At 64.3% G+C, this 24,968-nt stretch carries 21 protein-coding genes; 11 read left to right on the top strand and 10 right to left on the bottom strand.

The genetic code is table 11. The features are described from left to right. Nucleotides 1-81: 81 nt before the first annotated feature. Nucleotides 82-1,920, bottom strand: a complete 1,839-nt coding sequence (locus BRA49_RS10240; protein WP_292385788.1) for a PAS domain-containing protein — start codon at nt 1,918-1,920, stop codon at nt 82-84. Between the two features lie 331 nt (nt 1,921-2,251). Here BRA49_RS10240 and tnpB point away from each other — a divergent pair, with 331 nt between their 5' ends. Next, entirely contained in the window at nt 2,252-3,490 is a 1,239-nt protein-coding gene (gene tnpB, locus BRA49_RS10235; protein WP_292385786.1) for an IS200/IS605 family element RNA-guided endonuclease TnpB, read from the top strand. Between the two features lie 69 nt (nt 3,491-3,559). Continuing rightward, nucleotides 3,560-5,497 carry a heavy metal translocating P-type ATPase gene (locus BRA49_RS10230; protein ID WP_292385784.1) on the top strand — a complete coding sequence of 646 codons (1,938 nt, stop codon included), beginning with the start codon at nt 3,560-3,562 and terminating at the stop codon, nt 5,495-5,497. A gap of 29 nt (nt 5,498-5,526) precedes the next feature. Here BRA49_RS10230 and BRA49_RS10225 read toward each other — a convergent pair whose 3' ends face one another. Further along, on the bottom strand, nt 5,527-6,393 hold the full coding sequence (locus BRA49_RS10225) for a cupin domain-containing protein (protein ID WP_292385782.1): 867 nt from the start codon (nt 6,391-6,393) through the stop codon (nt 5,527-5,529). Nucleotides 6,394-6,486: 93 nt separating this feature from the next. Continuing rightward, nucleotides 6,487-8,841, bottom strand: coding sequence for a PAS domain S-box protein (locus tag BRA49_RS10220; protein ID WP_292385780.1), 2,355 nt, complete (start codon nt 8,839-8,841; stop codon nt 6,487-6,489). A gap of 437 nt (nt 8,842-9,278) precedes the next feature. On the opposite strand from BRA49_RS10220, the gene BRA49_RS10215 reads away from it, so the two are divergent. The 3 genes from BRA49_RS10215 (at nt 9,279) to BRA49_RS10205 (ending at nt 12,682) form a co-directional block, all read left to right on the top strand. Beyond that, nucleotides 9,279-11,321, top strand: coding sequence for a copper-translocating P-type ATPase (locus BRA49_RS10215; protein WP_292385778.1), 2,043 nt, complete (start codon nt 9,279-9,281; stop codon nt 11,319-11,321). Nucleotides 11,322-11,394: 73 nt separating this feature from the next. Next, nucleotides 11,395-12,222 (top strand): hypothetical protein, encoded by an 828-nt coding sequence (locus tag BRA49_RS10210; RefSeq protein WP_292385776.1) that lies wholly within the window; start codon nt 11,395-11,397, stop codon nt 12,220-12,222. 103 nt (nt 12,223-12,325) lie between these two features. After that, nucleotides 12,326-12,682 carry a type II toxin-antitoxin system PemK/MazF family toxin gene (locus BRA49_RS10205; RefSeq protein WP_292385774.1) on the top strand — a complete coding sequence of 119 codons (357 nt, stop codon included), beginning with the start codon at nt 12,326-12,328 and terminating at the stop codon, nt 12,680-12,682. 5 nt (nt 12,683-12,687) lie between these two features. Here the strand turns inward: BRA49_RS10205 and BRA49_RS10200 are convergent, their stop codons facing one another. Further along, nucleotides 12,688-14,424, bottom strand: a complete 1,737-nt coding sequence (locus BRA49_RS10200) for a PAS domain-containing protein (RefSeq protein WP_292385772.1) — start codon at nt 14,422-14,424, stop codon at nt 12,688-12,690. A gap of 250 nt (nt 14,425-14,674) precedes the next feature. Here BRA49_RS10200 and BRA49_RS10195 point away from each other — a divergent pair, with 250 nt between their 5' ends. Beyond that, nucleotides 14,675-15,262 (top strand): nitroreductase family protein, encoded by a 588-nt coding sequence (locus tag BRA49_RS10195; RefSeq protein WP_292385770.1) that lies wholly within the window; start codon nt 14,675-14,677, stop codon nt 15,260-15,262. A gap of 15 nt (nt 15,263-15,277) precedes the next feature. On the opposite strand, the gene BRA49_RS10190 is transcribed toward BRA49_RS10195, so the two are convergent. Beyond that, nucleotides 15,278-16,333 carry a S1C family serine protease gene (locus BRA49_RS10190; RefSeq protein ID WP_292385769.1) on the bottom strand — a complete coding sequence of 352 codons (1,056 nt, stop codon included), beginning with the start codon at nt 16,331-16,333 and terminating at the stop codon, nt 15,278-15,280. A 187-nt stretch (nt 16,334-16,520) separates the two neighbouring features. On the opposite strand from BRA49_RS10190, the gene BRA49_RS10185 reads away from it, so the two are divergent. After that, on the top strand, nt 16,521-17,189 hold the full coding sequence (locus BRA49_RS10185) for an alpha/beta hydrolase (RefSeq protein ID WP_292385767.1): 669 nt from the start codon (nt 16,521-16,523) through the stop codon (nt 17,187-17,189). Nucleotides 17,190-17,197: 8 nt separating this feature from the next. Here the strand turns inward: BRA49_RS10185 and BRA49_RS10180 are convergent, their stop codons facing one another. Both BRA49_RS10180 and BRA49_RS10175 read right to left on the bottom strand, forming a co-directional pair. After that, complete coding sequence (locus BRA49_RS10180) at nt 17,198-17,902, bottom strand: glycerophosphodiester phosphodiesterase (RefSeq protein WP_292385765.1); 705 nt, start codon at nt 17,900-17,902, stop codon at nt 17,198-17,200. A 169-nt stretch (nt 17,903-18,071) separates the two neighbouring features. Continuing rightward, nucleotides 18,072-18,326: a DUF2795 domain-containing protein gene (locus BRA49_RS10175; RefSeq protein ID WP_292385764.1), complete on the bottom strand. Its 255-nt coding sequence runs from the start codon at nt 18,324-18,326 to the stop codon at nt 18,072-18,074. 314 nt (nt 18,327-18,640) lie between these two features. Between BRA49_RS10175 and BRA49_RS10170 the strand changes: the two genes are divergently transcribed. Genes BRA49_RS10170 through BRA49_RS10160 form a run of 3 tightly spaced genes read left to right on the top strand, consistent with a single transcriptional unit; the run spans nt 18,641 to nt 20,809 of the window. Further along, a complete protein-coding gene (locus tag BRA49_RS10170) occupies nt 18,641-19,564 on the top strand; it encodes an aldolase (protein WP_292385763.1) in 924 nt (307 codons plus the stop codon). Next, nucleotides 19,564-20,598 (top strand): 6-phosphofructokinase, encoded by a 1,035-nt coding sequence (locus tag BRA49_RS10165; RefSeq protein WP_394339120.1) that lies wholly within the window; start codon nt 19,564-19,566, stop codon nt 20,596-20,598. Before BRA49_RS10170 ends, BRA49_RS10165 begins: the two co-directional genes overlap by 1 nt. After that, the gene (locus BRA49_RS10160; RefSeq protein ID WP_292385761.1) at nt 20,588-20,809 is read left to right on the top strand and encodes a hypothetical protein; all 222 of its coding nucleotides are present in this window, start codon (nt 20,588-20,590) and stop codon (nt 20,807-20,809) included. The genes BRA49_RS10165 and BRA49_RS10160 overlap by 11 nt, the downstream gene beginning before the upstream one ends. A 17-nt stretch (nt 20,810-20,826) precedes the next feature. Here the strand turns inward: BRA49_RS10160 and BRA49_RS10155 are convergent, their stop codons facing one another. Continuing rightward, nucleotides 20,827-22,137: a condensation protein gene (locus tag BRA49_RS10155; protein ID WP_292385760.1), complete on the bottom strand. Its 1,311-nt coding sequence runs from the start codon at nt 22,135-22,137 to the stop codon at nt 20,827-20,829. Between the two features lie 113 nt (nt 22,138-22,250). On the opposite strand from BRA49_RS10155, the gene BRA49_RS10150 reads away from it, so the two are divergent. Continuing rightward, on the top strand, nt 22,251-23,120 hold the full coding sequence (locus tag BRA49_RS10150) for an ATP-binding protein (protein ID WP_292385758.1): 870 nt from the start codon (nt 22,251-22,253) through the stop codon (nt 23,118-23,120). Here the strand turns inward: BRA49_RS10150 and BRA49_RS10145 are convergent. Both BRA49_RS10145 and BRA49_RS10140 read right to left on the bottom strand, forming a co-directional pair. Beyond that, complete coding sequence (locus BRA49_RS10145) at nt 23,102-23,695, bottom strand: DNA-3-methyladenine glycosylase (RefSeq protein ID WP_292385756.1); 594 nt, start codon at nt 23,693-23,695, stop codon at nt 23,102-23,104. The two genes, BRA49_RS10150 and BRA49_RS10145, sit on opposite strands and share 19 nt — an antisense overlap. 155 nt (nt 23,696-23,850) lie before the next feature. After that, complete coding sequence (locus BRA49_RS10140; protein WP_292385754.1) at nt 23,851-24,942, bottom strand: hypothetical protein; 1,092 nt, start codon at nt 24,940-24,942, stop codon at nt 23,851-23,853. Nucleotides 24,943-24,968: the final 26 nt, after the last annotated feature.

Genomic DNA, 24,968 nt, shown 5'->3' with positions numbered 1-24,968 from the left:
GGCCCGCGGATCGATGGTGCGGGATAGAGGAGGGACCGCTGTGCCGGCAAGTGAATCGCCCGAACTGGCGCACGGATCGGATCAGACCAGTTCGTTTCTCCGCAGGAACTCCCGGATCTCGCGCGACTCGACCCAGCCCTCGTCGAGCTGCTTGACGAGCCCGTTGATCCGCTTCACCTGCTCCCGGATCGTTGCCGATGCCGTCTCGTCCTCGATCAGGTCGGCCATGCCGAGGATCACCTGCAGGGGCAGGCGGATGTGGTCCGCGAGGACGGCGAACTGCTCGATATTCTGCTCGATCTGCTCGAACGCCTGCAGCCGCATATCCTCGTAGCACTTCCTGTCCGAGACATCACGGCCGACGGCCTGCACGCCGACCACCCTGCCGCCCTCGACAATCGGGGATTCGTTCATCTCGACGGCAGCGACCGTCCCATCCTTTCTCCGGAGCTCCACCACCAGCCCCTCGACGGGCTCCCCCCGGGCGATCCGGTCCCTGGCCTCCCGCCAGTCGGAACGGGTCTTTGCGAGAACGTAGTCGTTGCACTGCTCGCCGAGCATCTCATCCGGAGTGTAGCCGAGGATCCTCTGCACGGCCGGGGAGATGTAGGTGATCCCCCGGTCGGTATAGCACGTGTAGATCATATCGAAACTCCGCTGGGCGATCTCCCGGAACCGCTCCTCGCTCTCGAGCAGGGCGTCCTGCATCTCCCGCCGGTCAGTGATGTCTTCCACCATCCCGATGACGAGCCCGCGCTCCTCCGGGTCGCGGAGCAGTGAGGTGGTCAGCCGCCCCCAGACGACCCTGCCGTCCTTCGTCACGTAGCGTTTATCCTGTGCGGCGTTCTCCCCCGGGAGATAACCGGGCCCCTCCCTGTCGGGCGGGTAGATCAGGTCGCAGAACTGCATGGCATACAGTTCATCCTCACCGTAGCCGAACATACGCACAAACGCCGGGTTTGCTCTTGAGATCCTCCCCTGCGGGTCGATGAGCACGATCCCGGTCCCTGCCTGCTCGAAGATCCCCCTGAATCGCGCCTCGCTCTCCTGGAGGGCGAGTTCCGCTCGCTTCTGCTCGGTGATCTCCTGCCCCGTGACGACCAGCCTCCCGGCCTGTGGGCGGTAGATGTGCAGGTCATACCACCGCCCGGTTTTCGGTTCCTGCAATCGCCGCCGCGTCGGAACACCGGTCTCTGCAACCTCCCCGTAGAGAGCGCGGGCACCCTCACGGATCGCCGGGAAGATATCGAAGAGCCGCCGCCCGACCAGTTCGTCACGGCGGCGGCCGAATACGCCGGCTGCTTTCTCGTTCAACTCGACAATACGGTAGTCGACGGGGTTTCCATCGCCATCCCGGACGACCTCGTAGAGGGTGTAACTCTCGAGCATCTGCTCGAAGAGGAGGCGGTACTTCTCCTCGCTCCTTCCGATGACCTCTTCCGCCTGCACTCGCTCAATGATTCGGCCGATCCTCCCGGCGACGGCATCGATCAGGCGACGTTCATCGACAAGGTGCGGCGCAGTATCCGCTCCCGACTGTTCGTGGCGGTAGCAGACCTCTATCTTCCCGGCAGCCCGGCCATGGACGACGATCCGGCACTCCTGCCTCCAGGGAGTCTCAATAAACCCTGCTGACCCATATTCCTGACAGTTGACCGTGATCCGGGCGGCAACATCCTCCGGGTGGAGCCAGCCCGCAGGAAGGATGACGGCAACCTCCTGGAGGATCTCGTCGACCGATATCCCGGGCCGCTCGACGATGCCGTTGATGGCATAGAGTGTCGTGAGTTCTCGTATCCGGCGATCCTGGTCGACCTTCTGCTCCCGGATCCCCTTTCCAGCTCTCTTTACGGCACCGTCCGTGGCGGTGGTGGGCCGGGCGGGAGCATCTGGTCCATTCGGAGGAGGTGTTGGAGGCATCGTTCAGATCCTGCAGGAGAAGGGGGCAGGTAGCCGGTATGCCGGGCTGCACCCGGGCATACCGTACGAGTTATCTTTGCGATCACTTGGAGCGATATCGTCATAATGTTTCTGTTTGGTGAATAAGCGATCTCCTGTTCCATGCCGGTTTCCCGGAGGGAACTACGCCGGATGCAGGTCCGGGAGTGCGCCCGAACCATTTTTATCTTGCGGGGGTGAAGGGGGCGGAGCGGGAAGACCCCGCCCTTCAGGGTGGGGATGAAAGCGGAGCCGCCCTTCGTCACACAATTACCAGAGGTTATATATTTTTATAAGGCGCGATAATGTTTGTATGCTTCAGGCCTACAAGTATCGGATGTCTCCTTCTCCGGAGCAGATCTCGCTCCTCGTGCAGCACATCCATGCCTGTCGGTTTGTGTATAACCATTCTCTGGAGCAGAAGATCCGGGCATACGAACAGGAAGGGCGAAAACGCTCCTGTTTCGACCTGAACACCCACCTCCCCGCCCTCAAAGAGGAGCATCCGTGGCTCAAAGAAGTCAATTCCCAATCGCTCCAGAGCGCAAACAAGAACCTCGACAATGCCTTCACCCGGTTCTTCCGCGAGAAGAAAGGGTTTCCCCGGTTCAAGTCAAAGAAGAATCCGGTACAATCCTTTCAGGTACCGCAGCACTACACCGTGGACTTCGAGCAGGGTCGGGTCAAACTCCCGAAGATCGGTGAGATAACAACCGTCTTCCACCGCGTCTTCACCGGGAAGATGAAGTATGCGACGGTTTCTGTGACTTCGACGGGGAAATGGTTCATCAGTATCCTTATCGATGACAGGAAAGCCGAACCAGAACCTGCGCAGTTCTCTCTGGACACAACGCTTGGGATCGACGTTGGGTTGATGGATTTTGCCACCCTCTCCACGGGAGAGAAGATCGAGAACCCCCGATACCTGCAAAACTCTCTTCAGCGTCTGAAAGTGTTGCAACGACGGGTATCCCGGAAGAAGAAAGGGTCGAAGAACCGGCAGAAGGCAATCCAGCAACTTGCCCGGTGCCATGAGAAGGTCGCCAACCAGCGCAACGATTTCCTGCACAACCTCTCTTTTCGCGTTGTGAGCGAGAACCAAGCCATTGCAGTCGAATTGTTGAATGTCGCTGGAATGCAAAAGAACCATTGCCTTGCCCGGAGCATCTCCGATGCATCGTGGAGCACGTTCTTCGCGATGCTGGAATACAAGTGCCGGAAGTACGGCAAGACCCTCCTGAAGATCGGACGATTCGATCCATCATCGAAGATGTGCAGCAAATGTGGGTATCTCAAGCAGGATCTCGCCCTTTCAGACAGAGAGTGGGTCTGTCCTGACTGCGGGACGACCCACGACCGCGACATCAACGCGGCGATCAATATCAAGAAGTTCGCCCTGCAAGAGCAGAATCTTGTCGGGATAGCAGGTGCGGAACGCACCGTCGAGCCTGTGGACTCGCTCCCGATGGGGAGGAGAATGAAGCAGGAAGCCCCGCCCGAGAGGCGCGGGGTAGTTCACGTGAAACGCAGTCAACAATCCTGTATGCTATGATGGAACCCTACACCTCGGGGGTCCCGGCCGCAGGCTGCCGGCTCCCTGTAGACTGCCAGGAGGGGAACCGTGGCCGCCGATGACGGGTGTCCCTGCCCCCGTTGCCGGGCCGGGATCTGCGAGGTCCACGGGCCGGTCGTCGACCGGCGGGAGATCGCGGTCTTTGCGGTCTCGGGGGTTCTCCTCATTGCAGGGATACTCGTCGAATACTTCACCCCCTACCCCGGCGCCGGCACGGCCCTGCTGCTCGCCGCCGCGGTCATATCCGGCTACGGCGTCCTGAGCGACGCGCTCTCCTCGATCATCCGGCTCAGGTTCAGCATCGCCGTGCTCATATCCATCGCGGCCGCGGGTGCGTTCCTGACCGGGAACCCCGCAGAGGGGGCGACCGTCCTCTTCCTCTACGCCATCGCGGAGTTTCTAGAGGAGTACGCAGCCGGGCGGGCGGAGCGTTCGATCGCGTCGCTCCTCGATCTCGCGCCGCAGACGGCCCGGGTCCGGCGTGACGGCGAGGAAGTGACCGTCGGCGTCGACGACGTCGCCGTCGGGGAGACCGTGATCGCGAGACCGGGCGACACGGTCCCTCTCGACGGCATCGTCACCGCCGGCGCGTCCTCGGTCGATCAGGCGGCGATCACCGGAGAGAGCGTCCCGGTGGCGAAAGGCGTTGGGGACGCTGTCTACGCCGGAACCCGGAACGCCGAGGGCTACCTGGAGGTCCGGGTGACGAAGCCCGAAGAGGAGAGCACGATAGCCCGGGTCGTGGCGCTGGTCGCGGAGGCCCAGGCCCACACCTCCCCGACCGAGGCGTTCATCGAGCGGTTCTCCCGCTACTACACGCCGGCGGTCATCCTCGTCGCCGCCCTCCTCATCGTGGTCCCGCCGCTCGCCTTCGGGGTCCCGTTCCTTGAATCGTTCTACCGGGCGCTGATCCTGCTCGTCATCGCCTGCCCCTGTGCGCTCGCCATATCCACCCCGGTCTCGATGGTCTCGGGGATCACGACCGCGGCGCATAACGGCGTCCTCATCAAGGGCCGGGACTCCCTCGAGGCCGTGGGGCTCGCCCGGGTGATCGTCTTCGATAAGACCGGGACGCTCACGACCGGGAGGCTCGATGTGGAGGATGTCGTCGCCTTCGGGGTGCCGGAGGAGGAGGTGCTCGCCGTCGCTGCGTCGCTTGAGTCCCGGTCCGGCCACCCGATTGCGGAGGCGGTCCGGCGGCGGGCGGATGAGGAGGGCATCCCGCTCCGGGACGTGGAGGAGTTCGCCTCGATCACCGGCCGGGGCGTCCGGGGGAGGATCGGCGACGCGACCTACGTCGTCGGGAACACCGGACTCTTTGCGGAGATCCCCCGCGGGGCATGGCGGGCGGCGTACGACCGCCTGGAGAGCGAGGGAAAGACCGTTGTCCTCGCCGGCACCGACTCGGCGGTCATCGGGCTTCTCGTCCTCTCGGACGTGATCCGGGAGAATGCGAAAAAGACCGTAGCCGATCTCAAATCGCGGGGCATCAGGACGGTGATGCTCACCGGGGACAACGAGCGCGTCGGCGAGGCGGTTGGACGCCGTATCGGGATCGACGAGTGTCATGCCGGGCTTCTCCCGGAGGAGAAGGTGACGATGGTCGAGCGGCTGATCGACCGCAACGGACCGGTGGTGATGGTCGGCGACGGCGTGAACGACGCACCGGCGCTGGCCCGGGCGAACGTCGGGGTCGCGATGGGCGCCATCGGGTCGGACGTCGCGATCGAGGCGGCCGATATCGTCGTGATGGAGGACGATATCGCAAAAGTTGCCTACCTCGTGGCTCTCTCGGAGAAGACGGTCTCGGTCGTCAGGCAGAATGTCACGGCAGCGATCGTCGTGAAACTCGGCATCGCCGCACTCGCCGTCCTGGGCCTCATCTCCCTCTGGATGGCAGTGGCGTTCGGGGACATGGGGCTCTCGCTTGCGGTCATCGCAAACGCCCTCCGGATAGGCCGGCCGGACGGCGGCACTTCATTCTGAGCGCCAGAAAAAAAGATGGGAGAGAACCCTCATTCAAAGAGGCCGGTCTTCTCCGGCACCCATGCCGGGTCGATGAACGAGAGAACCTTCGTCGTCGAAGCCGCGACGTTCCGGGTCTCCTTCACCAGGTCCGGCGGGATGCAGGCAGCACTCCCGGCAGGGACCCGTACCGCCTGCCCGCCGGGGGTGCTGACCTCGATATCTCCTTCGATGACGTAGAGGAGGTCGGATGAACCCTTGATCCCGTCGTAGCCGAGGTAGCCGCCCGGCATGAGTTCCACGTACGCGAGGCTGTAGTCGATCGGGAGAGCCTTCTCCCTCATCAGCACCGGGTTTATCAGGGTGTAGACTGCCACGCCGGATTCGAGGTCCCACTCGATCCCCTCACGGGGACCGGCGACGACGACCGGTCTTGCGTCCGTTGTCATGCTCAGGGTGGCAAGCTCATCGCCGGAGAACTCGATATCGGGGTGGAATGGAGGCTGAACCACGGTGAGGTAGAGGAGATCCGTATCCCCGATCGAGGTAATCGACTGGAGGACCCGCTCGGGCAGGAGCACGGTCTCCCCTGCACCGGCGGTCACCGTCGCGTTGTCGCACCGGATCTCCGCCGTTCCGCCGATCACGTAGACGAGTTCGGTGCTCTCGAAGAGCCGGTGTGGAGGGGTCCCGTTCCCGGGCGGGATGATGCAGTACGCGACGCTGTAATTTGTCTGGATACCGGGGTTTTCCCGGCCGATGAGGTTGCTCAAGGTCCCCGTGCCGTCGAAGAGGGCGACGGGGTCCGCCGGGGCGACCAGCACGATACCTGCCTCCGCCGGCGGCTCACTCGCGGTGAGGCACCCGGCGGAGAGGAGCAGACAGGGTAGGAGGAGAAGAAGAGGGATCCTGTGCATGACAATATCTTGCCTGACAGGGGAAATAAATCCAACCGTTTGCACCCGGCGAGCCGGAGGAGCGATTCGGACGCCGGGGCCCGTGCGATAGGGTCAGGCGCTCCTGTCGCATCCGGCCTTCCGGAGGGTGAACCGGAACGCCGCGCCCTCCTCCGGGCGCCCTGCCACGCGGTCCTCGACCCAGACCCTGCCCCCGTATCGTGCGGTAAGCATCCGGCAGATCGAGAGGCCGAGGCCCTGGCTCCCCCGCCTGCCCCCCTCCCGCTCGAACCGGTAGAAGAGGGATTCCTTCACATCGTCGGGGATACCGGGGCCGGTGTCGGCGACGGTGACGAGGACGGTCTCTTCATCCGTCTCCTCGACCGTCACCATGACCTCGACCCCGGGCCTGCCGTGCTTTGCGGCGTTGCCGATGAGGTTCGTGAAGACCTCGGGGAGAAGGCCGTCGGCGAGGACCTCCACAGGGAGGCTGTCGTAGTGAATACGGAGGTCGGGGAAGTGTTTGACCTCACCCAGGATGACCGCGTGGAGGTCGACGGGTGCAAGTATGACCTGGCTCTCGTGGATCTTCCTGATGGTGGTAACATTTGCGGTGATCTCGATGCTCTTTTTGATTCCTTCCTTCAACTTCCGGGCATGCCGGACCACTTCCCCGTCAAGCTCGTCGATGAGGAGGTCGGCGTAAATATTTGCGACGTTGTCGGCGTTCTTGATGTCGTGGGTGAGGATGTCGAGGTAGAGGTTCGCCTCCCGATTCGCCGCTTCGAGTCTCTGGTAGAGCAGTCCCCGCAGGATACCGGCCCCGATCTCCCGGCCGACCGCCTCGAGGAGCCCTCGCTCTTCGGGGGAGAAGGATCCCCGGTCCCTGCTCCCGATAAGGAGCGCCCCGAAAACATCGGACTCGACAACGAGCGGGATGCAGGCGAGTGCGGCAAACCCGAGTTCACGGAGGAGACGTGACGCCGAGGTGCTCGGGTCCCGGTTCTGCTCAAGGTAGTAGGGCAGGCCGCCGGCAAGGGGCCCGGCGCACGACTCGCTCATAAGGCTCTCCGCCAGCTCCAGGTACCCGTCCGGCATGTTCCGCTCGTATGGGAGCGTGATCCTTCTCCGTCCGGCGCCAGCGCGGCAAACGGCGCCGCCGTCATAGTTGAGGAGGTCGAGGATCTGGTTGAGGGCGGTCTCCAGAAGTTCGCCTGGCGATCTGGCCGATGCTGACGTGCCGATGATCCGATTAAGCAGCATGAGATACTGGTTGCTTGCCTGCAGCCGTTCCTCCGCCTGCTTTCGGTGGGTGATGTCCCGCATAACCACCTGGACCGCGGGTTTGCCCGAATAAAGCAGCCCCGTGCCCCTCCCCTCGACGGGGATCGCCGTCCCATCAACCCTGACGAGCAGCAGTTCGAGGATCGGCGTCTCTTCCCCCTCGAGGTCCCGCGCGATAACCGACCTGATGGTGTCCCGGAATGTGGGGTGGGCGATATCGAGGATGGCCTTCCCGACGATCTCCTCCGGGCGCGAAGCGCCGAGCATCTTCATGCCGGCAGGATTGATATACACGATCCTCCCGGCCTGGTGGATCAAGATCGCCTCGGCCGAGTGTTCGACGAGCGACCGGTATTTCTCCTCGCTCTCCCGGAGTTGCACCTCCAGCTGCTTTAAGGGGGTGATATCCTGGATCCCGGCGAGGAACCCCTGGCAGACGCCGTCAGCGTCGATGATCGGGGTTGTCGCCATCAGCGTGTGGATGCGGGCGCCGTCTTTACGGATGAGATTGATCTCAAAGACCTCGTGCGAGTTCTGACTCAGGCTCTGCAGGTATGCTCCCAGACACTCAGCACCCTCCTCATCGACGAGCGCGCCGACCGGCATCCCGATCAGTTCGTTGACCGGGTAGCCGGTGATATCGGCAATCCTCTTGTTGGCAAAGACCGCGACGCCCACTCTGTCGATGAGTCCGATGCCTTCGTTGAGGTTCTCGACAAGGAACCGGTATCCATTCTCGCTCCCCTGCAGGAGTTCCTCTATCCCGGTCATGGCGGAGGCGCCGGTGACAGAATCCCCGGCGGAAGGGGAGGGCACAGGCGAGAGACGGATGACCCGCATACCCGGAAGCGGCCCCTCGTCGACGACCCTGCACGAGCAGCGGACTCGTTCCTTCTCGTCGCCGGCCGCTTGCGGTCTGCATATGACGTCGGCAGACCGCAAGCGGCCGGCGAGGAACGCGAGGATCTCGGCCCGGCACGACTCTCCGACGATGGTCCGGCGGATGAGCCAATCCGGGTCGGCCCCGCTGAGGGCGGCCCGGTCGGTACCAAGAATACGCTGGAGTTTCCCGTTGGCGCAGGCTATCTGGTTGTCGGGGCCGATGACGAGCACTCCTTCTTCAAGCGTCTCCAGTACAGCAGCAAACGCGGTTATATTGCCGTATGCAGGCGCATGTTCATGCATTTGCCGGAATCACCCCCTCCAGGTTATAGGCACTTTTATACTTAATACCAAATAAAATGTTCTCGCTATTGCCAAACGGTTAAAGCTTGTATTCGACGGAATTTTAGATTTTATCGCCTTTGTCGAACGATTTTACACGTTCGTAGGTAGTATGCCTGTGCATCATGATATATATATTTTCTTATATACTCCCGGGAGATCGCCGTCATCTTTGCGGCAGCCCCACACGGACCTCGTGCTCACCGCGACTGCGCGCACAGACCGGGAAGAGCATTTCGGGGAGACGAGGTACCTCCGATGGTCATATTGCGGACGTCCTGTCCGTTTCAACCGGCATTCCCCGGCCTGCGGCAGTCGGTATATTTACATCTTACCGGATCGCTATCCGCCGGCATGGGCGAATACCGCGCGCAGCAGGACCGGGAAGAGGGGTTGATGTGAACCACGATCACAACGGGCACGGGGTCCAGCCCGCGGAAGCGCATCTCCCCCCCGGGGGCGGTCGGGGCTCGCGCACCCGCCATCACGCTCTCGAGGACTTCCGGCGGCGATTCGTCGTCTCGACCATTCTCACCGTCCCGATCCTCCTCCTCTCAGCGCCGGTCCAGGCGCTCCTCGGGATCACCATCACATTCCCGGGCTCGGAGTATCTCCTCCTCGCTCTTGCGACCGTGGTCTACCTCTACGGCGGCTGGCCGTTTCTCTCCGGCATCGTGACCGAACTCCGGGCACGGATGCCCGGTATGATGACACTCATCGCCGTCGCAATCACCGTCGCCTACGTCTACAGTTCGGCAGTCGTCCTCGGCATCGTCAGCGGAGAGGGGTTTTTCTGGGAACTCGCCACCCTGATAGACATCATGCTCCTCGGCCACTGGATCGAGATGCGCTCGGTCCTCGGGGCGTCGAGGGCGCTTGAGGAGCTGGTCCGGGTCATGCCGGCGGAGGCGCACCTGGTCCGGGACAAAAGGACCGAGGACGTGCCCGTTGATCGTCTCGTGCCGGGCGACCGGGTCCTCGTCCGGCCCGGGGAGAAGGTGCCGGTGGACGGCGTGGTGGTTGAGGGCATAACGAGCGTCAACGAGGCGATGCTCACCGGCGAGTCGAGACCGGTAAAGAAGCGGCAGGGGGACGAAGTCATCGGCGGCGCGATCAACGGCGAGGGCTCGGTCGTCGTCGAGGTCAGGAAGACAGGGGCGGAGACCTACCTCGCGCAGGTGATCGACCTCGTTCGGAAAGCGCAGGAGAGCCGGTCCCGGACCCAGGACCTCGCAGATCGGGCGGCGTTCCTCCTGGTCGTGATTGCTCTTGCTGTCGGTGCGGTGACGTTTACGGCCTGGCTCGCCCTCGGGGCAGGGACCGGGTTTGCGGTGGAGCGGGCCGCAACCGTGATGGTCATCGCCTGCCCCCATGCGCTCGGCCTCGCCGTTCCGCTCGTGGTCGCGGTCTCGACGGCCCTTGCCGCCCGCTCCGGGTTCCTGATCCGGGACCGGAGCGCGTTTGAGCGGGCAAAAGACCTCGCAGCAGTTGTCTTCGATAAGACCGGCACCCTCACGACGGGGAGGTTCGGGGTCACGGATATCCTCGCCTTCGCCGGCACGGCGGAGGAGGACGTGGTCCGGGTGGCGGCATCGGTGGAGGCGCACTCCGAGCACCCGATTGCCCGGGGCGTGGCCAGGAGCGCGAAGGAACGAGGACTCTCTCTACTCCGCGTCGAAAATTTCCAGGCAGTTCCGGGCGTCGGCGTCGAGGGAAAAGTCGCCGGCCGAATCGTCCGGGTGGTCGGCCCGGGCTACCTCGCAGAGCAGGGTATCGCCGGGGACAGGCGGGTCGAGAGCCTCCAGCGGCAGGGCAAGACCGTCGTCTTCCTCCTCGAGGACGACCGGCTCACCGGGGCGCTCGCGCTCGCCGATATCATCCGGCCCGAGTCGGCGGAGGCAATCCGCCGGCTCAAAGCGATGGGCGTCCGGTGTATGATGCTCACCGGCGACAACCGAGACGTCGCCGCGTGGGTGGCGGGGGAACTCGATCTTGACGAGTTCTTTGCCGGGGTCCTGCCCCACGAGAAGGCCGCAAAGATCCGGGAGGTGCAGCAGCGCTACCGGGTGGCAATGGTGGGCGACGGGATCAACGACGCCCCCGCACTTGTCGAGGCCGACCTCGGAATCGCCATCGGGGCGGGGACCGACGTTGCCGTGGAAAGCGCCGATATCGTCCTCGTGAAGAGCGACCCCCGGGACGCCGCGGCGGTCATCGCCCTCTCGAAGAAGACCTACCGGAAGATGATCGAGAATCTCCTCTGGGCGACCGGCTACAATGCCGTTGCCATCCCGCTCGCCGCCGGCGTCCTCTTCTCCGCCGGTATCGTCCTCACCCCGGCGGCCGGCGCGATCCTGATGAGCGCGAGCACCGTGATCGTCGCGATCAACGCCCGGCTGCTCCGTGTAGAGGGGACGGTCTCCGCACCACCGCCCGGGTGATTGATTGAACCGGGAAGTTCCATGCGGTCAAATAGGAGAGGATCGTCAATATCTATCGGAGACGAGTTAACCCATGAAACGTGACACTACTATCCGAATCTTCTCCCTGCTGATCGCCCTTTTCCTGGTGGTTCCTGCCGTGCAGGCCGCCCTCACGGTCGATGCAGGGGACGACCGCATCGCACTCGCCGGCGAGCCGATCACCATCCTCGCTACATACAACGACACGGACGTTTTCGATGCGCTGAATATGAGCGCCTCCGTCAACTGGAGCACGGCAACGACGGCACCGGAGATCGTGCCGGATGACGACTACAATGGCACCATACAGGACGTCTACACGTACTCTGCCGCCGGCACCTATGTCGTCACGGTAAAGGTCGCGAACAACGCCACGGGTGCTGTCGCCTGCGATACCCTGAACGTGACCGTCAGCCCGCAGTCGGCTGAGGTGAAGGTTGTCCCGAAGACGCTGAATCAGAAGAGCAACGGTCTCATGACCATCTTTGTCGACCTTGCGGAATGGCTTGGGTTCGGCGATTCAAGCAGTGCAAACGTGACGGTGCCGGATCCCTCGGAGTTCAGGATCGGGAACGCAACGCCCGAGAGAGTCAACTTCTGTATGAAGGACGGCGGCACGCTCATCCTGAAGTACCGGCGAGCGGACCTCGACCTCAACGCCGGTGACGGCAACCTGACCGTGACCGGGAACGTCACGACAGAGGAGGGGAACATCCCGGTGCTGGGCAGCGGCGCCGTATCCGTGATCAACCCGGGCAACAAGAAGATGGAGAAGGATAATGGGCATGCCGGAAACGGAAAAGAGAAGATGAAGAACCAGAACGCGTTCGGTGACGAGCACCCGAGATTCAACGGGAACGCAAAAGGACAGGCACCGTAACGGTGCACCGGGGGTTGGGGGAACCCCGCTTCTCCCGATGTATGGTGCCTGGCCACCGGCACACCACCAACCTTATCGATTTTTGGGGTCAACCAGTATCCGGATGGGACGATACGTCAGTGGAGACGTCGTTCTGGCCTCCGTACGTATCGGGGGTCTCGGCGAAGGGAAGGTGCGCCCCGTAGTAGTCATTGCAGCAGGGGAGAGCGGGGACCTGCTCATCTGCCCGGTATCGAGCAGCCCGTCCACCGACGGGATCTCGATTCCGCTCTCGCTCGACGACTTTGCCCGGGGCGGGCTGGACCTCTTCACAGAGAGTTACGCTCTGACTTACCACGCCGCCACCATCCGGGCGGCCGACGTCGTCGGGAAGAAAGGCTCTCTGCTTCCGGGGCCGCTCGCCGACATCCGCGAGGTCGTTGCCCACCCTCGCGAGACGAGGCCGCGCCGGCGGCGGTGATCGACTTAGAGTTCGTAGCGCTTCAGGAACTCCCGGATCTTCCGGGACTCCACCCACTCGCGGTCAAGCTCGCTGATCTGAGCGTTGATCCGCCGAACCTGCTCGCGGAGTTTCTCAGCGGCCGCATCGTCGTCGAGCAGGTCCGCAACCCCCATGACCACCTGGAGCGGGTGGCGGACATGGTCGGCAAGGACGGCGAACTGCGCGATATTGCGCTCGGTCATATCGAGAGCCTGCTCCCGGAGCCGCTCGTACAGGATCCGGTCGGATATGTCCCTGCCGACGGCCTGGAACCCCACGACCTTCTTCTCGATGATTGGCGAGACGTTTAACTCCAGTATGACAGTCTCCCCGTCCTCCCTCCTGCCCTCGACCTGGATCTCTTCGACCTGTTCGCCCCGGAGCACCTTCCGGCGCCCCTCCTCCCATACCGGAAGGCTTGAAGGGAGGATATAATCCTCCCAGGCTGTCCCAGCCATCTCATCAGGGGAGTAGCCGAGTATCCGCTCCGTCGCCGGCGAAACGTAATTTAACCCGCCTGATAGGTAGGACGTCACGAGGAGGTCAAAACTCCGCTGGGCGATCCCCCGGAACTTCTCCTCGCTCTTCTGGAGCGCCGCCTCCGTCTGCAACCGTTCGATGATCCGACCAAGCCGCTCCGCGACGGCGTCAAGCAGCATCTGCTCTTCCGGCAGGAACGGCCCTTCAGCCGCTTCCGGTTTTTGGCAGAGGTACCGGACCTCAATCTCGCCGACCCTTTCGCCATGAACGACGATCGGGCCCACCTGCTTCCAGGGCGTCTCTTCCATGCTGCCCCGGCGGTACTCCCGGTCATCGATCCGGATCCTCACCGCGGTGTCGTCCGAATGCTGCCAGCCCGAGGGGAGGGTATCGGCAACCGCCTGCAGGAGCCTGTCAAGTGTTATCCCAGGCACCTCGACGAGGTGCGTGACGGTGTAGAGGCACTGGAGTTCGTTCATCCGTTTCTTCAACTCGTCCGTCTTCTTCCGGAGCGCCTCCTCCGCCCGGTCCCTTTCGGTCACGTCAAAGGCTGTGCCGGTAATGCCGACAACCTTCCCCTCTGCATCTCGAAGGGGTTTTAACGTCAGGTCCCGGACGCGAGTGTCGTCTGCAACGGTGATGGTCACCGCTGCCCGCACGGTCTCTCCCGTATCAAGGACCCGGCGTTTGAGCGCAGTAAGGGTCGCGGCGTTCTCGGGAAAGGCCTCGTCCTCCCGCATACCGACGATGAACGCATCGGCTGGTCCCAGTTCCTGGTTGTACGACCAGGTGTAGCGGAGGTCCTCGTCCTGCGCAAAGACGACCACCGGCGACGCTTCGAGCGCGGCTTTGAAGTGGTGCGCATTCAGGTCCGTTGTGGCATCCCGGATCCTGATGAGCCGATGACCGACAAAGACCGTGATCGCCACGTGAGATATCGAGAGCCAGCGCAGGGTGCCGTCGGGTCTCCAGGCACGACAGAGAAGGGTGGGCGGGTCCGCGCCGTGCTCGAGAGCCTGCCGGACCATGCGTGCCGAGTCCTGATCCTCGATGGTAGGGAGAAGGTGCGTATCAAAGAGAGAGCCCGCGTCCATCCCGATGATCCCTTCCTGCCGGACGGCAAGCATCCGCGCGAAAGCCGGGTTGTACCAGAGAACCTTCCGGTCGTTGTTTACCATGAGAAGTCCGTCGTCGGGCACCGGCAGGTCACGGGGCGCCCGGTCACTACATGAATCTTTCATTCTCCTCTGGCACAGGAATGCGATAGCTGTAGTGGTTGTGCTCCAGGGGGATAAAATACATATCGATCCGGTTCCCGGGCAGAATATACCATTTCTTCGCTCCCGCGGCGAATTTAGGCGGCATGCGCGATATCCTGCAGGGACGGATCCTGCTCCGGCGCTCCGGAGGCGGGACGAGAGGAGGTCGAGGCCCTCCCCCCCGGCGATTTCTCCCCAACATACATATCACCGGCGATCTTTAGGGGATGGTATGATGACGGAACCAGAGACAATCGGGATCTTCTCCGTGATCCGGGAACGCCGGAGCGTCAGGAACTACACTGACCGGGAGGTCCCGGATGAGGCCCTCAGGGCGATCATTGCCGCAGGCATCCAGGCACCGACCGCTCTCGGATTTCAACCCTGGCAGTTCGTGGTCGTGAGAGACCGGGACCTGATGCAGCGGGCATCCGACTACTGCAAGCCGCTTCTCCTGGAGAAGATCGGAGCGGAGCCCCGTCCCGGGATGGAAGAGTTCCTCGCGGCGCTCGAGAATCCGGAGTTCAGCATCTTCTACAACGCTCCGGTGCTGGTCCTGGTCCTCGGCGCCCGGGATGCCGTTTCAAGCGTCCTCGATTGCACGCTCTGTGCGGAGAATATGATGCTTGCCGCCTGGGCGCTCGGAATCGGCAGCTGCTGGGTCGGTGCCGCGACCCTCGTCGAGCAGAATCCCGGCCTCCGCGCGGCGCTGAAGGTCCCTGACGACCACCAGGTTGTGGCGCCGCTGATCTTCGGCTATCCCGCTCCCCTGCCGCCGAAACCGGCGCGGCGGGAACCCCGGATCGCCTGGGTTCCCTGACCGGCTCCCCGCCGCTCACCCGGCGACGGGAGATGCGACCGCTTCCGCCGGGATGATCGGGAGCGTGATCTCCCGCCCTCCCCGGATAAGCGTCAGGGTTGCCGGTTCTGCTATGGGCCAGGTGGCGAGGAACCGGTGCAGGTCGTCGATACACGCAATGGGTATCTCGTTGATCGCGATGATCAGGTCGCCCGGCCGAAGCCCGGCCCGGCCGGCGGGGCTTGCCCGGGAGATCGAGACGACCTCGACCGCATGCCTCCCGGTAAGCTCGAGCGCCGCAACAAGCGATCGCGGGAGCGGTCGCGACTGGCCGACGATGCCAAGGTACCCGCGCCGCACCCTGCCGTCGGCAACGAGCTGCGGGAGGACCCAGGTGGCGGTGTTCGAGGGGATCGAGAAGCAGATGCTCTGGGCCATCGGGATGATGGCCGTGTTGATGCCGATGACCCGGCCGCGTGAGTCCACCAGAGGGCCGCCGGAGTTGCCGGGGTTTAAGGGAGCGGTGTGCTGGATGATGTTCTCGATCCGGCGACCGTCCCTGCTCCGGAACGCCCGCCCGAGAGCGCTCAGGACTCCCGTCGAGACAGTCGAGTCAAAGCCGAGCGGATTGCCGATGGCTATGGCGAGCTGGCCGACCGAGAGCGCCTCCGAGTCGCCGAACGACGCATACGGGAGATTCTCGGTATCGGCACGAAGCACGGCGAGATCGGTCGCCGCATCGGCCCCGACCAGGCGTGCAGGAAGAGCGGTCCCGTCCGGCATCCGGACCTCGATCCTCCCTGCCCCCTGTACCACGTGGTTGTTGGTCATGATGTAGCCTTCCGGCGCTACGATCACGCCCGAGCCCGCTCCGATCTGCTCGCCGCGCCGGCCCTGGAGGTTCTTTTCCACGGCCACGCTCACGACCGCGGGCCCCGCGGATTCAACGACCCGGATGACGGCCCGGGAGTAGGCGTCGAGGAGGTCGGCATCCGATTCCCCGGCACCGGGGACTGTAGCGGTCCCGTCCACACCGGTTGCCGGAGGAGCGTTGCCGACCTGCTGGAAGGGTTTGTGCCAGATTTTATTCATTTCACTATATATTTGTGCTATTAATAATAATGTAGTTTCTGCACGGGTCCGGGAGGTACTGTCGCTTACGGCGTGCAGGCCCGCCCGCCCTGCCGTCCGATTCAACCCCCCCGAACCCTGCCGCAAAGGACAAGTAGCACAGCATCTACTTCACCCCATGCTCGGGACGACGGCAGTCGAAATAGATATGACGAAGGTCGAGGTGCATCTCACGAACGTGCGACGGGTGCCGCAGGTCGGCGAGTCCTATGACATCGTGGAGATAGAGACCGACCGGGGGACGACCACCTGCCGCTACTACGCAGCGGAGGCGGCACGCGCCGGTCTCGTCCTGGTGGGCGGGACCGGCGGCGGGTTTGACACCCCTGCACGGGATCTCTACCCGCGTCTGGCGCATGACCTCAGAAACGACAGGATCAGCACGATCCGGGTCCGGTACCGGCACCCGGCCGATCTGGTGGAGTCGACCGTCGATACGATCCTCGGTATGCGCTACCTTGAGAGCCAGGGGATCCGGGTACTCGGGCTCGTCGGTCACTCGCTCGGGGGGGCGGTGGCGATCCAGGCGGCGGCGAGCGATCCCGCGGTCAGGGCAGTCGTCGCGATCGCCACGCAGACTGCCGGGACGGAGCCGGTCGCAGGCCTCGGGGGGCGTGCGGCAATCCTCCTCCTTCACGGGGACGCTGACACGGTCGTCTCCTTCCACTCTTCAGAGGAGGTCTACCGGCGTGCCCATGAACCCAAACGGCTGGTCATCTACGAAGGAGCGGGCCACAACCTGGATGAGGCGGCGGAGAGCCTCAGTGTCGAGGTGAAGGCGTGGCTTCTCAAGCACCTGCCGGGGATGCTCGTCTGACCCCGCCGTCATCTCGTGGGAGCCGGCCGCTCCAGGCCCCGCTCCTGCAGGTACCGTCGTGCGGCGCAGGGGTCGTCGGTCGCAAACCAGTCGATGCCGAGCCGGACTGCTTCCCCGAACTCCTCTTCTGTGTTCAGCACCCAGGGGACGACGAGCAGCCCGGCGCTGTGCGCCTGCTCCACCACCTCGCGCGAGACGCGGTCCCACTGCGGGAGGATAATCTCGGCCTGGACCGAGCGGGCGAGCCCGACGGGGTCATCGGTCTCCCCCGAGCAGATGATGCCCGCCTCTGCCCCGGGGAGGAGCTGCTTCGCCATCGCAACGCTTTTCGGATGGAATGAGACCAGGAAGAGCCGTTCCGGCAGCCGGTCCATGAGCACTGAAGCGATGATCGCCTCGGTGCCGGGCTCCTTGATCTCCGCGACAAGCCCGGTCTGTCCGTGAAGAAGGTCGAGGACTTCTCCGAGCGTCGGGATACGCTCGCCCTTCCCCGCGTCCAGCCTTGAAAGGTCCTCGATAGTGTAACCTTTGACCGGTCCGGTCCCGTCCGTCGTCCGGTCGACGGTCGCGTCGTGGATGGCAACCGGGATACCGTCCCTCGTGAGGCGCAGGTCGACCTCGACGAGATCGGCACACGCCATCCCTCGCCGCAGCGCACGCAGGGTGTTCTCCGGCTCGAGCGCTCTCGCGCCACGGTGTCCGACGATGAGCATGCCACGGCATGCACCCGGGGATCAGATATAGATGGCGGCGTGGTACTCTTCACCGGAAGGGCAGCCCACGCTCCCCGAGTACCTCTGATCGCCGGGCTCCCGGCTCCGGTCACCGGGAGCAGAGACCGGCAGGTGCCAACCGCAGCACCTGCATGCGGCCGAAAAACGATTACTTTCCCTGAATTTTCTGGATCTCGGACTTGATATCATCCGAACTGCTGTACTGCCTGTCCTCGAACCGGTTCAGCATGTCGAGGGTGCCCTGAGATGCTCCGCTATCCTTTGCCTGGGAGATAAGACTGTCTTTCGATGCAGGGAAGTTGATCCTGGAGGAGATCTGCTCGATGATCCGTGGGTCGAGTTCCTGCAGGGACCCGGCGACTTTCGACATCCCGCTCGTGGCGGACTCTTTCATGCCTTTCATACTTGCTCACCACCATATCCGCACTCCCTTCCGGGAGGCGACCCGTGAAGGATTGGATGCAATAAATACCTTTTGCCCGTACGGCGGCGGGGAGGGGCACCCTGTATCGGTCGGCAGGATCCTGGGTCATTCCAGAACCCGGGGAGTGGCCGGACCCCTTCTGCCGCAGGCAACGTCTGGAGGGGCTACCCCGGGCCCTTGCTCCGGGGGAGAAACTTCGTCACATCCCGGGCAATCCGGCGCACCGTATCCCCAACCTGAATCTCCCGGGCTGCCAGCAACACTTAAGTATGTGGGGATTGGGAAGAAGGGGTATGCCACCTGCACCCGATATCAGGATCCCCCTCGATGTGCCCCCAAAAGAGCAGGAAAGATACCGGAAGAATTATCAGGCGATCACCCACGGCACCGGGAGGCTGATGCTCTTTGCCGGGGACCAGAAGATCGAGCACCTTAACGATGACTTTGCCGGCGAGGGCATCCATCCCGAAGACGCCGACCCCGAGCACCTCTTCCGGATTGCGAGCCGGGCGAGGATCGGGGTCTTTGCGACGCAACTCGGGCTGATCGCCCGGTACGGCGCGGATTACCGGGACGTGCCGTACCTTGTCAAACTCAACTCCAAGACCAACCTGGTCGGAACCTCGCAGCGTGACCCGCTCAGTTCCGAGCTCAACCATGTCCAGCAGGCCGTCGACCTCCGGGACCGGACGGGCCTCTCGATCCTCGGCGTCGGCTACACGGTCTACCTCGGAAGCGAATACGAGCCGATGATGCTCTATCAGGCGGCCCAGATCGTCAATCATGCGCACGCAAACGGTCTCATCACCGTCTTCTGGATGTATCCCCGGGGCAAGGCGGTCAGGGACGAGCGGGACCCGCACCTGGTTGCAGGGGCGGCGGGGGTCGCGGCGGCTCTCGGGAGCGATTTTGCGAAAGTGAATCCGCCGAAGAAGGATGGGTCGGTCGATGCTACGCTGCTCCAGGAGGCGACGGCGGCCGCAGGCAGGACCGGTGTCGTCTGTGCGGGCGGGTCCCACGCCGATATGCAGGAGTTCCTGCAGCAGCTCCACGACCAGATCCACATCGGCGGCACGGTCGGGAACGCGACCGGCAGGAACATCCACCAGCGGTCGCTCGAGGAGGCGGTCCGGTTCTGCAACGCCATATCGGCGATCACCCTCGACGGTGCGAGCGTCAAAGAGGCAAATGAGATCTGCACGGGAGGCAGATGCTGATGACGACGGTCGGCGTCCTCACGGGAGGAGGCGACTGCCCGGGCCTGAACGCGGTGATCCGGGCGGTTGTGCGGACGGGGGCAAAGCACGGGTTCGACACGATCGGTATCCGGGACGGGTGGCTCGGGCTGGTTGCCGGGAACGTCGAGCCGCTCACCGACTACTCGGTGACCGGGATCCTCCCGAAAGGCGGGACGATCCTCGGGACGTCGCGGACGAACCCCTTCAAGAATGAAGCGGACGTCCAGCGATTGCGCGACAACATCAGGAAGTTCGGGATCGACGCGATCGTGGCAATCGGCGGCGAGGATACTCTCGGCGTCGCGAACAAACTCTCACAGATGGGTATCCCGGTGGTGGGGGTCCCGAAGACCATCGACAACGACGTCGCCGCGACCGACTACACCTTCGGGTTCGACACCGCAGTCTCTATCGTCACCGAGGCGATCGACCGTCTCCACACGACGGCGGAGTCGCACCACCGGATCATGGTGGTGGAGGTGATGGGCCGGCATGCCGGGTGGATAGCGACCATGGCCGGGATCGCGGGCGGGGCCGACGATATCCTCATCCCGGAGATCCCGTTCGACCTCGACGAGGTCACCCATCACCTCCGGGCACGCTACGAACGGGGGAAGAAGTTCAGCATCGTCGTGGTCGCCGAAGGCGCTCAGCCGAAGGGGATGAAGGAAGCGATCGCACAATCCGCCCGGACGGATGAGTTCGGCCACGTGACGCTCGGCGGCGTCGGGAACTACCTGCGCGACGAACTCGAGAGCCGGCTCGGGATGGAGGTGCGGGTGACGGTGCTCGGGCACGTCCAGCGGGGCGGTTCTCCGACGGCGCACGACCGTGTGCTCGCGACCCGGTTCGGGGTGGCGGCTGCGGACCTCATCCAGAAGAAGGAGTTCGGGAAGATGGTCGCGCTCCGGGGGGACGATATCGTCGCGGTCCCGCTCGAAGAGGCGGTGGCGCACCTCAAGACCGTGGATATGGACCTCTACAAGATAGCGAGCATCTTTTATGGGGGGTGATCCGGTCGTCATAGGACGGTTGCAAGATGAGGTTCCAACGGCAGAAAAAGAGCAGGTTACGCAGGGTATCATCGAGCGCGTCTTTGACGAACCCGACGATCTTTTCAACGAGGACCGCGACGCGGCGCTCGCCCCGGGCACGAAGGAGGGGGCGGTCGAGAATATGGACCGGTTCGCCAGACTCTTCGAAGAGTCGGAGGGGGGCGGGTGAAGACCCGCGAACAAAGGTTACGGGAGTAATTCGCTCATATAATCAAGGAATCGCTCTACGGTTGCCGTCGCGTAGGGCCCTTCCTCGTAGGCCGTCATGACCGTCAGGCGTCCGCGGAAGGTTGAGGCCGTCATCAGGAACCCGTACGGCCAGCAGACACAAGGGAGATACTGGACGTCCAGGAGGTCGAGCGTTGTGCCGTTCTTTCCGGGGACGGGGAGGTAGTGGCCGGGGTCGAAGATCCCGAGGTTGGAGAAGACCGGGTTCTTCAGGCCGGATTCCAGATACCTCCCGACCATCCCGTCAAAGAACGCTTGCAGCGCCGGCAACCCGCCCGCCATGATCCGTTCGTAGAAGAGGATGGACGCAAGACCGAAACTTCCTGCCTTCCGGCGGGCCGTTATCCCCGCGATCCGGCGGACGAACTCCGGGAGCCGCGTCTCCTCCCCGGTGAGGAGCGTGACCTCGTAGGCGATGGAGAGGTTCGTGGAGAGATCCGTCCCGTGTATCCCGGGGTGCTGCCGGCGCAGGTCGGCGGAGGTCAGGACCGATCGGGGTGCTCCCCGGTCCGACGGGTCGCTTCGGATCTTCAGGAGGGCGAGGAAGTATGCACCCAGGAGGACGTCGTTCACCGTAGCCCCGTGCTCTCTGCCGAACGCTTTCGCCCGGCCGAGTCGCTCGGGCGCGAGGGTCCGGTGCGCAACGCGGGGCGTTCCCCTTCCGGGCCGCTCGACCGGGAAGCGCCACCGGTCGATGAAGGGCTCCTCTTCGGCAAGCGCCCTCTTCTGCTCCTCTTCGGGATAGAGCGCAAGGACGCGGCCCGTCCCCCGGTCGCCGGGGGCCGTGGGGGCCGGTGAAAAGTCCGGGTCCTCCATGACCCCCCGGTAGGCCGCAAAGACCCGCCGCGCAAGGGTGATGGCGCCGGAGGCGTCGCAAAAGCCGTGGTGGCAGGTGACGGCCACGGTATCGCCCTCGATTCTCCGGTAGAGGCTGACCCTGACCTGCGGCCCGGCGCGGACGTCGAGCGGCGGCGGGGGCGTCGTGAGAGGCCGGTCCTCATCCTCGCCGGCCGGAACAAGGACGAACGCCCCCTTCCATCGCTCCTCCGGGATCTCCTCCCAGAAGGGCCGCCCATCGACCTCCGCGTAGCGGGACCGGAGGTAGGGGTCGGATCCGATCAGCCGTATTGTCGCCTCCCGGAGGGTCTCACCGTCGACCTCGCCGTCGAGGACGAAGACGACGTGCATCGTCGGGTCGTAGACGCGCTCGAAGTAGACGTTGCAGACGTCAAGGGTGGGTGCAGGGTAGCGGATCGGGGAAGAGGACATTACTCTACAGTTCTCTCCGCTCCGGGATAAACTGCTTTCGTGTCGGGATCTTTAGCCACAAACGCTTTTGACCATCGGCGACGAAGAGACTGAATCATACGGAGAGAACGGGGATGAAGCGAAAGATCATCGAGATCGATGAGGAGAAGTGTACCGGGTGTGGTCTCTGCATACCGGACTGTCCGGAAGGAGCGCTCCAGATCATCGAGGGTAAAGCAAGGCTCGTGAGCGACCTCTTCTGCGACGGGCTCGGCGCCTGTATCGGGACGTGCCCGGAAGGCGCGATCTGCGTCGTCGAGCGGGAGGCCGGGCCGTACAGCGAGGAGGCGGTGATGGAGAAGATCGTCCCCCAGGGCGAGGCCGTCATCAGGGCGCATCTCGAGCACCTCCTCGGCCACAATGAGGGGGCCCTCTACCACCGGGCAATCGATTACCTGAACGCCAACGAGATCCCGGTCCCCCCGCACGAGACCCCCGCCGCCCCGGCGGCATGCCCGGGCTCCATGGCACGGACCCTCCCCGGAGGAGAGGCCGCGGAGACTGAGCAGGCCGCACGGGTGGAGTCGGCACTGCGGCAGTGGCCGGTCCAGCTGACGCTTGCAAACCCCGCGGCCGCCTACTTCGACGACGCGGACCTCCTCGTCTCCGGTGACTGCGTCCCCTTCGCCTACCCCGAGTTTCACCGGGACTTCCTGCAGGGCAGGATCCTGCTCATCTTCTGCCCGAAACTGGACGCGGACGTTCCCGGCTACGTCACGAAACTCGCCGATATCTTTTCGCGGCACACGGTCCGGTCGATCACGGTCCTGCACATGGAAGTCCCGTGCTGCAGCGGGGTGCGCTACATCGTCGATGAGGCTCTCAAGCGGGCAGGAAAGGAGATCCCGGTGGCCGAGAAGACGATAACGCTCCAGGGTCAGGCGGTGGAAGGGAGCCTGGTCCGGCGCCGGGGCCCCGGCGGGGGTCACCGCCGCGAGATGTAGCGGCTCCCCTTGAGGTAGAACCGGAGGGGAAGGTCCGCCGCCTTCGTGATCCCGATCCGGGTCGTCCGGACGATCTCCCCCTGCCACCCCTCCGGCCGGCGGCCGGGGAGGCTCTCAGGCGACCAGACCTGGAGGGGGCCCTCGGAGAGCGAGGTCCCGTCGAGGTCCATCGCGATGCCGAGGGCCTGCGTCAGTTTTCCGGGCCCGCTCGCGAGCGCGAGCGGATCCCCGGTCCCCCGCCGCGCCTGCATCAGGTCGATCCCGCAGACGGGTTCGAGCGCCCGGACGAGGACCGCCTCCCCCGCACCCTCCGGTCCGGTCACGACGTTGACGCAGGTGTGCAGGCCGTAGATCCGGTAGACGTAGGCATGCCCCGCCGGCCCGAACATCGCCCGGTTCCTCGCCGTCTCGCCCCGGAACGAGTGGGCAGCCGGGTCGTCCCGGAGATAGGCCTCGACCTCGACGATCCAGCCCATCGTCGTCCCCGCATCCTCGCGGTGGACGAGCAGGCACCCCGGCAGGTCCTTTGCGACGGTCACGGTATCCCGTTCGTAGAAGGCAGGCGGAAGTATCATGGCGGTCCTGGTTTCCCCTTCAGGGTCTCTCCTGCCGGTGCATCAAGGTTCCGGGAGCGGCATCTTCCGACCTCCCGGAGATATAGTCCGGTTGTAGGCGGCCGGGACCGTGGCTCCGGTTATCAGGGCCGGACGCGGGAAAAAAGGGCGGGGAGTTAGCGGCGCCGGAGCAGTAGGAACCCTGCCGCGATGATCACGACGGTCCCGAAGATCATGGCGATGGCGGCCAGGGGAAGGTCCCCGGTGGCTGCCGCGCCCGGTTCACCCTGCGTGACCTCTGCGCCCGGCGCTCCGGTCATGGCCGGGGTGGCCCCCTCCGCCGGGGATGCTGCGGCCCAGGTCAGGGCGAAGAGGCTGAAGTGCGAGACCTGTGCCGTCACCGTCCGGGTTGCCGGGTCCACGGTTGCGGGGACCTCCTGCCACTCGCCGGTTCCGGGATTGTACCACATCACCTGCAGGGTGGCGGGGTCACTGACCCTCTCCCACTCCTCCTCGGAGAGCGTATAGGTGATGGTGACCGGGGGGTCGAAGGTGGCGCCGGCCGGCCCGCAGGTGAGGGCGAGCCCGATCGCCGTCCCCGGCGGATTCGGGGGCAGCCCGGCGGCGTCGGCACGGACTATGGTCACTTCGCCGAGCGGATTTCCGTCTGCGTCGCGGGCACGCGTGCCCTCGCCGATGGTCAGCGAACCGACGCTGTCGCCGGTCCTGACCGTCACCGATTCGCTGACCTCACCGGTCGCCGAGAGGGGGAGCGATGCCTGCCCGACGGGCACCGCCGGTGCGGATGGGGTAGGGATGGGCGTGATGACAGGACCGCCACCTCTCGGACCTCCGCCGCCCCCGCCTGTCGGCGTGGGCGTGGGGGGCGCCGCGCTCGCGGTGAGCGTCAGGTTCGTGAAGCCGCCGCTCTCGTAGACCGCCGACTCTCTTGCCGTGACCCCGTAGATGGAGAACGTGATGGTGTCGCCCGGGTGTATGGCGGCATTCCAGACGGCAAACTTCTCGGCGTCCCCGTCCAGGGGACCGACCCCATACTGCCCGGCCGTGGTCACGGTGGTCGTTCCGGAGGCGTTCCCCGCGACAGATGCGACGATGATCGAGCCTGCCGGGGCGTTCGAGCCGTCCACGTTATAGACCTGCCCGTAGAAGACGTGCGGGATCGTATCACCGCCGTTGGCGAGCGCGGGGACGGCAAGGAGGCTGACTGCGATGAGGAGCGTGAGGATGGTTGCTGGTGTTCGCTTCATAGTTGTTCCTCAAAATGGGTTGGTGG

The organism is Methanoculleus sp. UBA430 (assembly GCF_002506585.1).
Lineage (GTDB): Archaea > Halobacteriota > Methanomicrobia > Methanomicrobiales > Methanoculleaceae > Methanoculleus.
The sequence above is the reverse complement of the archived record's forward strand: the minus strand, read 5'-3'. Positions and strand labels throughout refer to the sequence as shown.

What these genes read in the sequence shown, in the direction of transcription:
- BRA49_RS10240 (WP_292385788.1), bottom strand. Translation starts at nt 1,920, where the DNA reads ATGCCTCCAACACCTCCTCCGAATGGACCAGATGCTCCCGCCCGGCCC.
- tnpB (WP_292385786.1), top strand. Translation starts at nt 2,252, where the DNA reads ATGCTTCAGGCCTACAAGTATCGGATGTCTCCTTCTCCGGAGCAGATC.
- BRA49_RS10225 (WP_292385782.1), bottom strand. Translation starts at nt 6,393, where the DNA reads ATGCACAGGATCCCTCTTCTTCTCCTCCTACCCTGTCTGCTCCTCTCC.
- BRA49_RS10220 (WP_292385780.1), bottom strand. Translation starts at nt 8,841, where the DNA reads ATGCATGAACATGCGCCTGCATACGGCAATATAACCGCGTTTGCTGCT.
- BRA49_RS10210 (WP_292385776.1), top strand. Translation starts at nt 11,395, where the DNA reads ATGAAACGTGACACTACTATCCGAATCTTCTCCCTGCTGATCGCCCTT.
- BRA49_RS10205 (WP_292385774.1), top strand. Translation starts at nt 12,326, where the DNA reads ATGGGACGATACGTCAGTGGAGACGTCGTTCTGGCCTCCGTACGTATC.
- BRA49_RS10200 (WP_292385772.1), bottom strand. Translation starts at nt 14,424, where the DNA reads ATGAAAGATTCATGTAGTGACCGGGCGCCCCGTGACCTGCCGGTGCCC.
- BRA49_RS10195 (WP_292385770.1), top strand. Translation starts at nt 14,675, where the DNA reads ATGATGACGGAACCAGAGACAATCGGGATCTTCTCCGTGATCCGGGAA.
- BRA49_RS10190 (WP_292385769.1), bottom strand. Translation starts at nt 16,333, where the DNA reads ATGAATAAAATCTGGCACAAACCCTTCCAGCAGGTCGGCAACGCTCCT.
- BRA49_RS10185 (WP_292385767.1), top strand. Translation starts at nt 16,521, where the DNA reads ATGACGAAGGTCGAGGTGCATCTCACGAACGTGCGACGGGTGCCGCAG.
- BRA49_RS10180 (WP_292385765.1), bottom strand. Translation starts at nt 17,902, where the DNA reads ATGCTCATCGTCGGACACCGTGGCGCGAGAGCGCTCGAGCCGGAGAAC.
- BRA49_RS10175 (WP_292385764.1), bottom strand. Translation starts at nt 18,326, where the DNA reads ATGAAAGGCATGAAAGAGTCCGCCACGAGCGGGATGTCGAAAGTCGCC.
- BRA49_RS10170 (WP_292385763.1), top strand. Translation starts at nt 18,641, where the DNA reads ATGCCACCTGCACCCGATATCAGGATCCCCCTCGATGTGCCCCCAAAA.
- BRA49_RS10165 (WP_394339120.1), top strand. Translation starts at nt 19,564, where the DNA reads ATGACGACGGTCGGCGTCCTCACGGGAGGAGGCGACTGCCCGGGCCTG.
- BRA49_RS10160 (WP_292385761.1), top strand. Translation starts at nt 20,588, where the DNA reads ATGGGGGGTGATCCGGTCGTCATAGGACGGTTGCAAGATGAGGTTCCA.
- BRA49_RS10155 (WP_292385760.1), bottom strand. Translation starts at nt 22,137, where the DNA reads ATGTCCTCTTCCCCGATCCGCTACCCTGCACCCACCCTTGACGTCTGC.
- BRA49_RS10150 (WP_292385758.1), top strand. Translation starts at nt 22,251, where the DNA reads ATGAAGCGAAAGATCATCGAGATCGATGAGGAGAAGTGTACCGGGTGT.
- BRA49_RS10145 (WP_292385756.1), bottom strand. Translation starts at nt 23,695, where the DNA reads ATGATACTTCCGCCTGCCTTCTACGAACGGGATACCGTGACCGTCGCA.
- BRA49_RS10140 (WP_292385754.1), bottom strand. Translation starts at nt 24,942, where the DNA reads ATGAAGCGAACACCAGCAACCATCCTCACGCTCCTCATCGCAGTCAGC.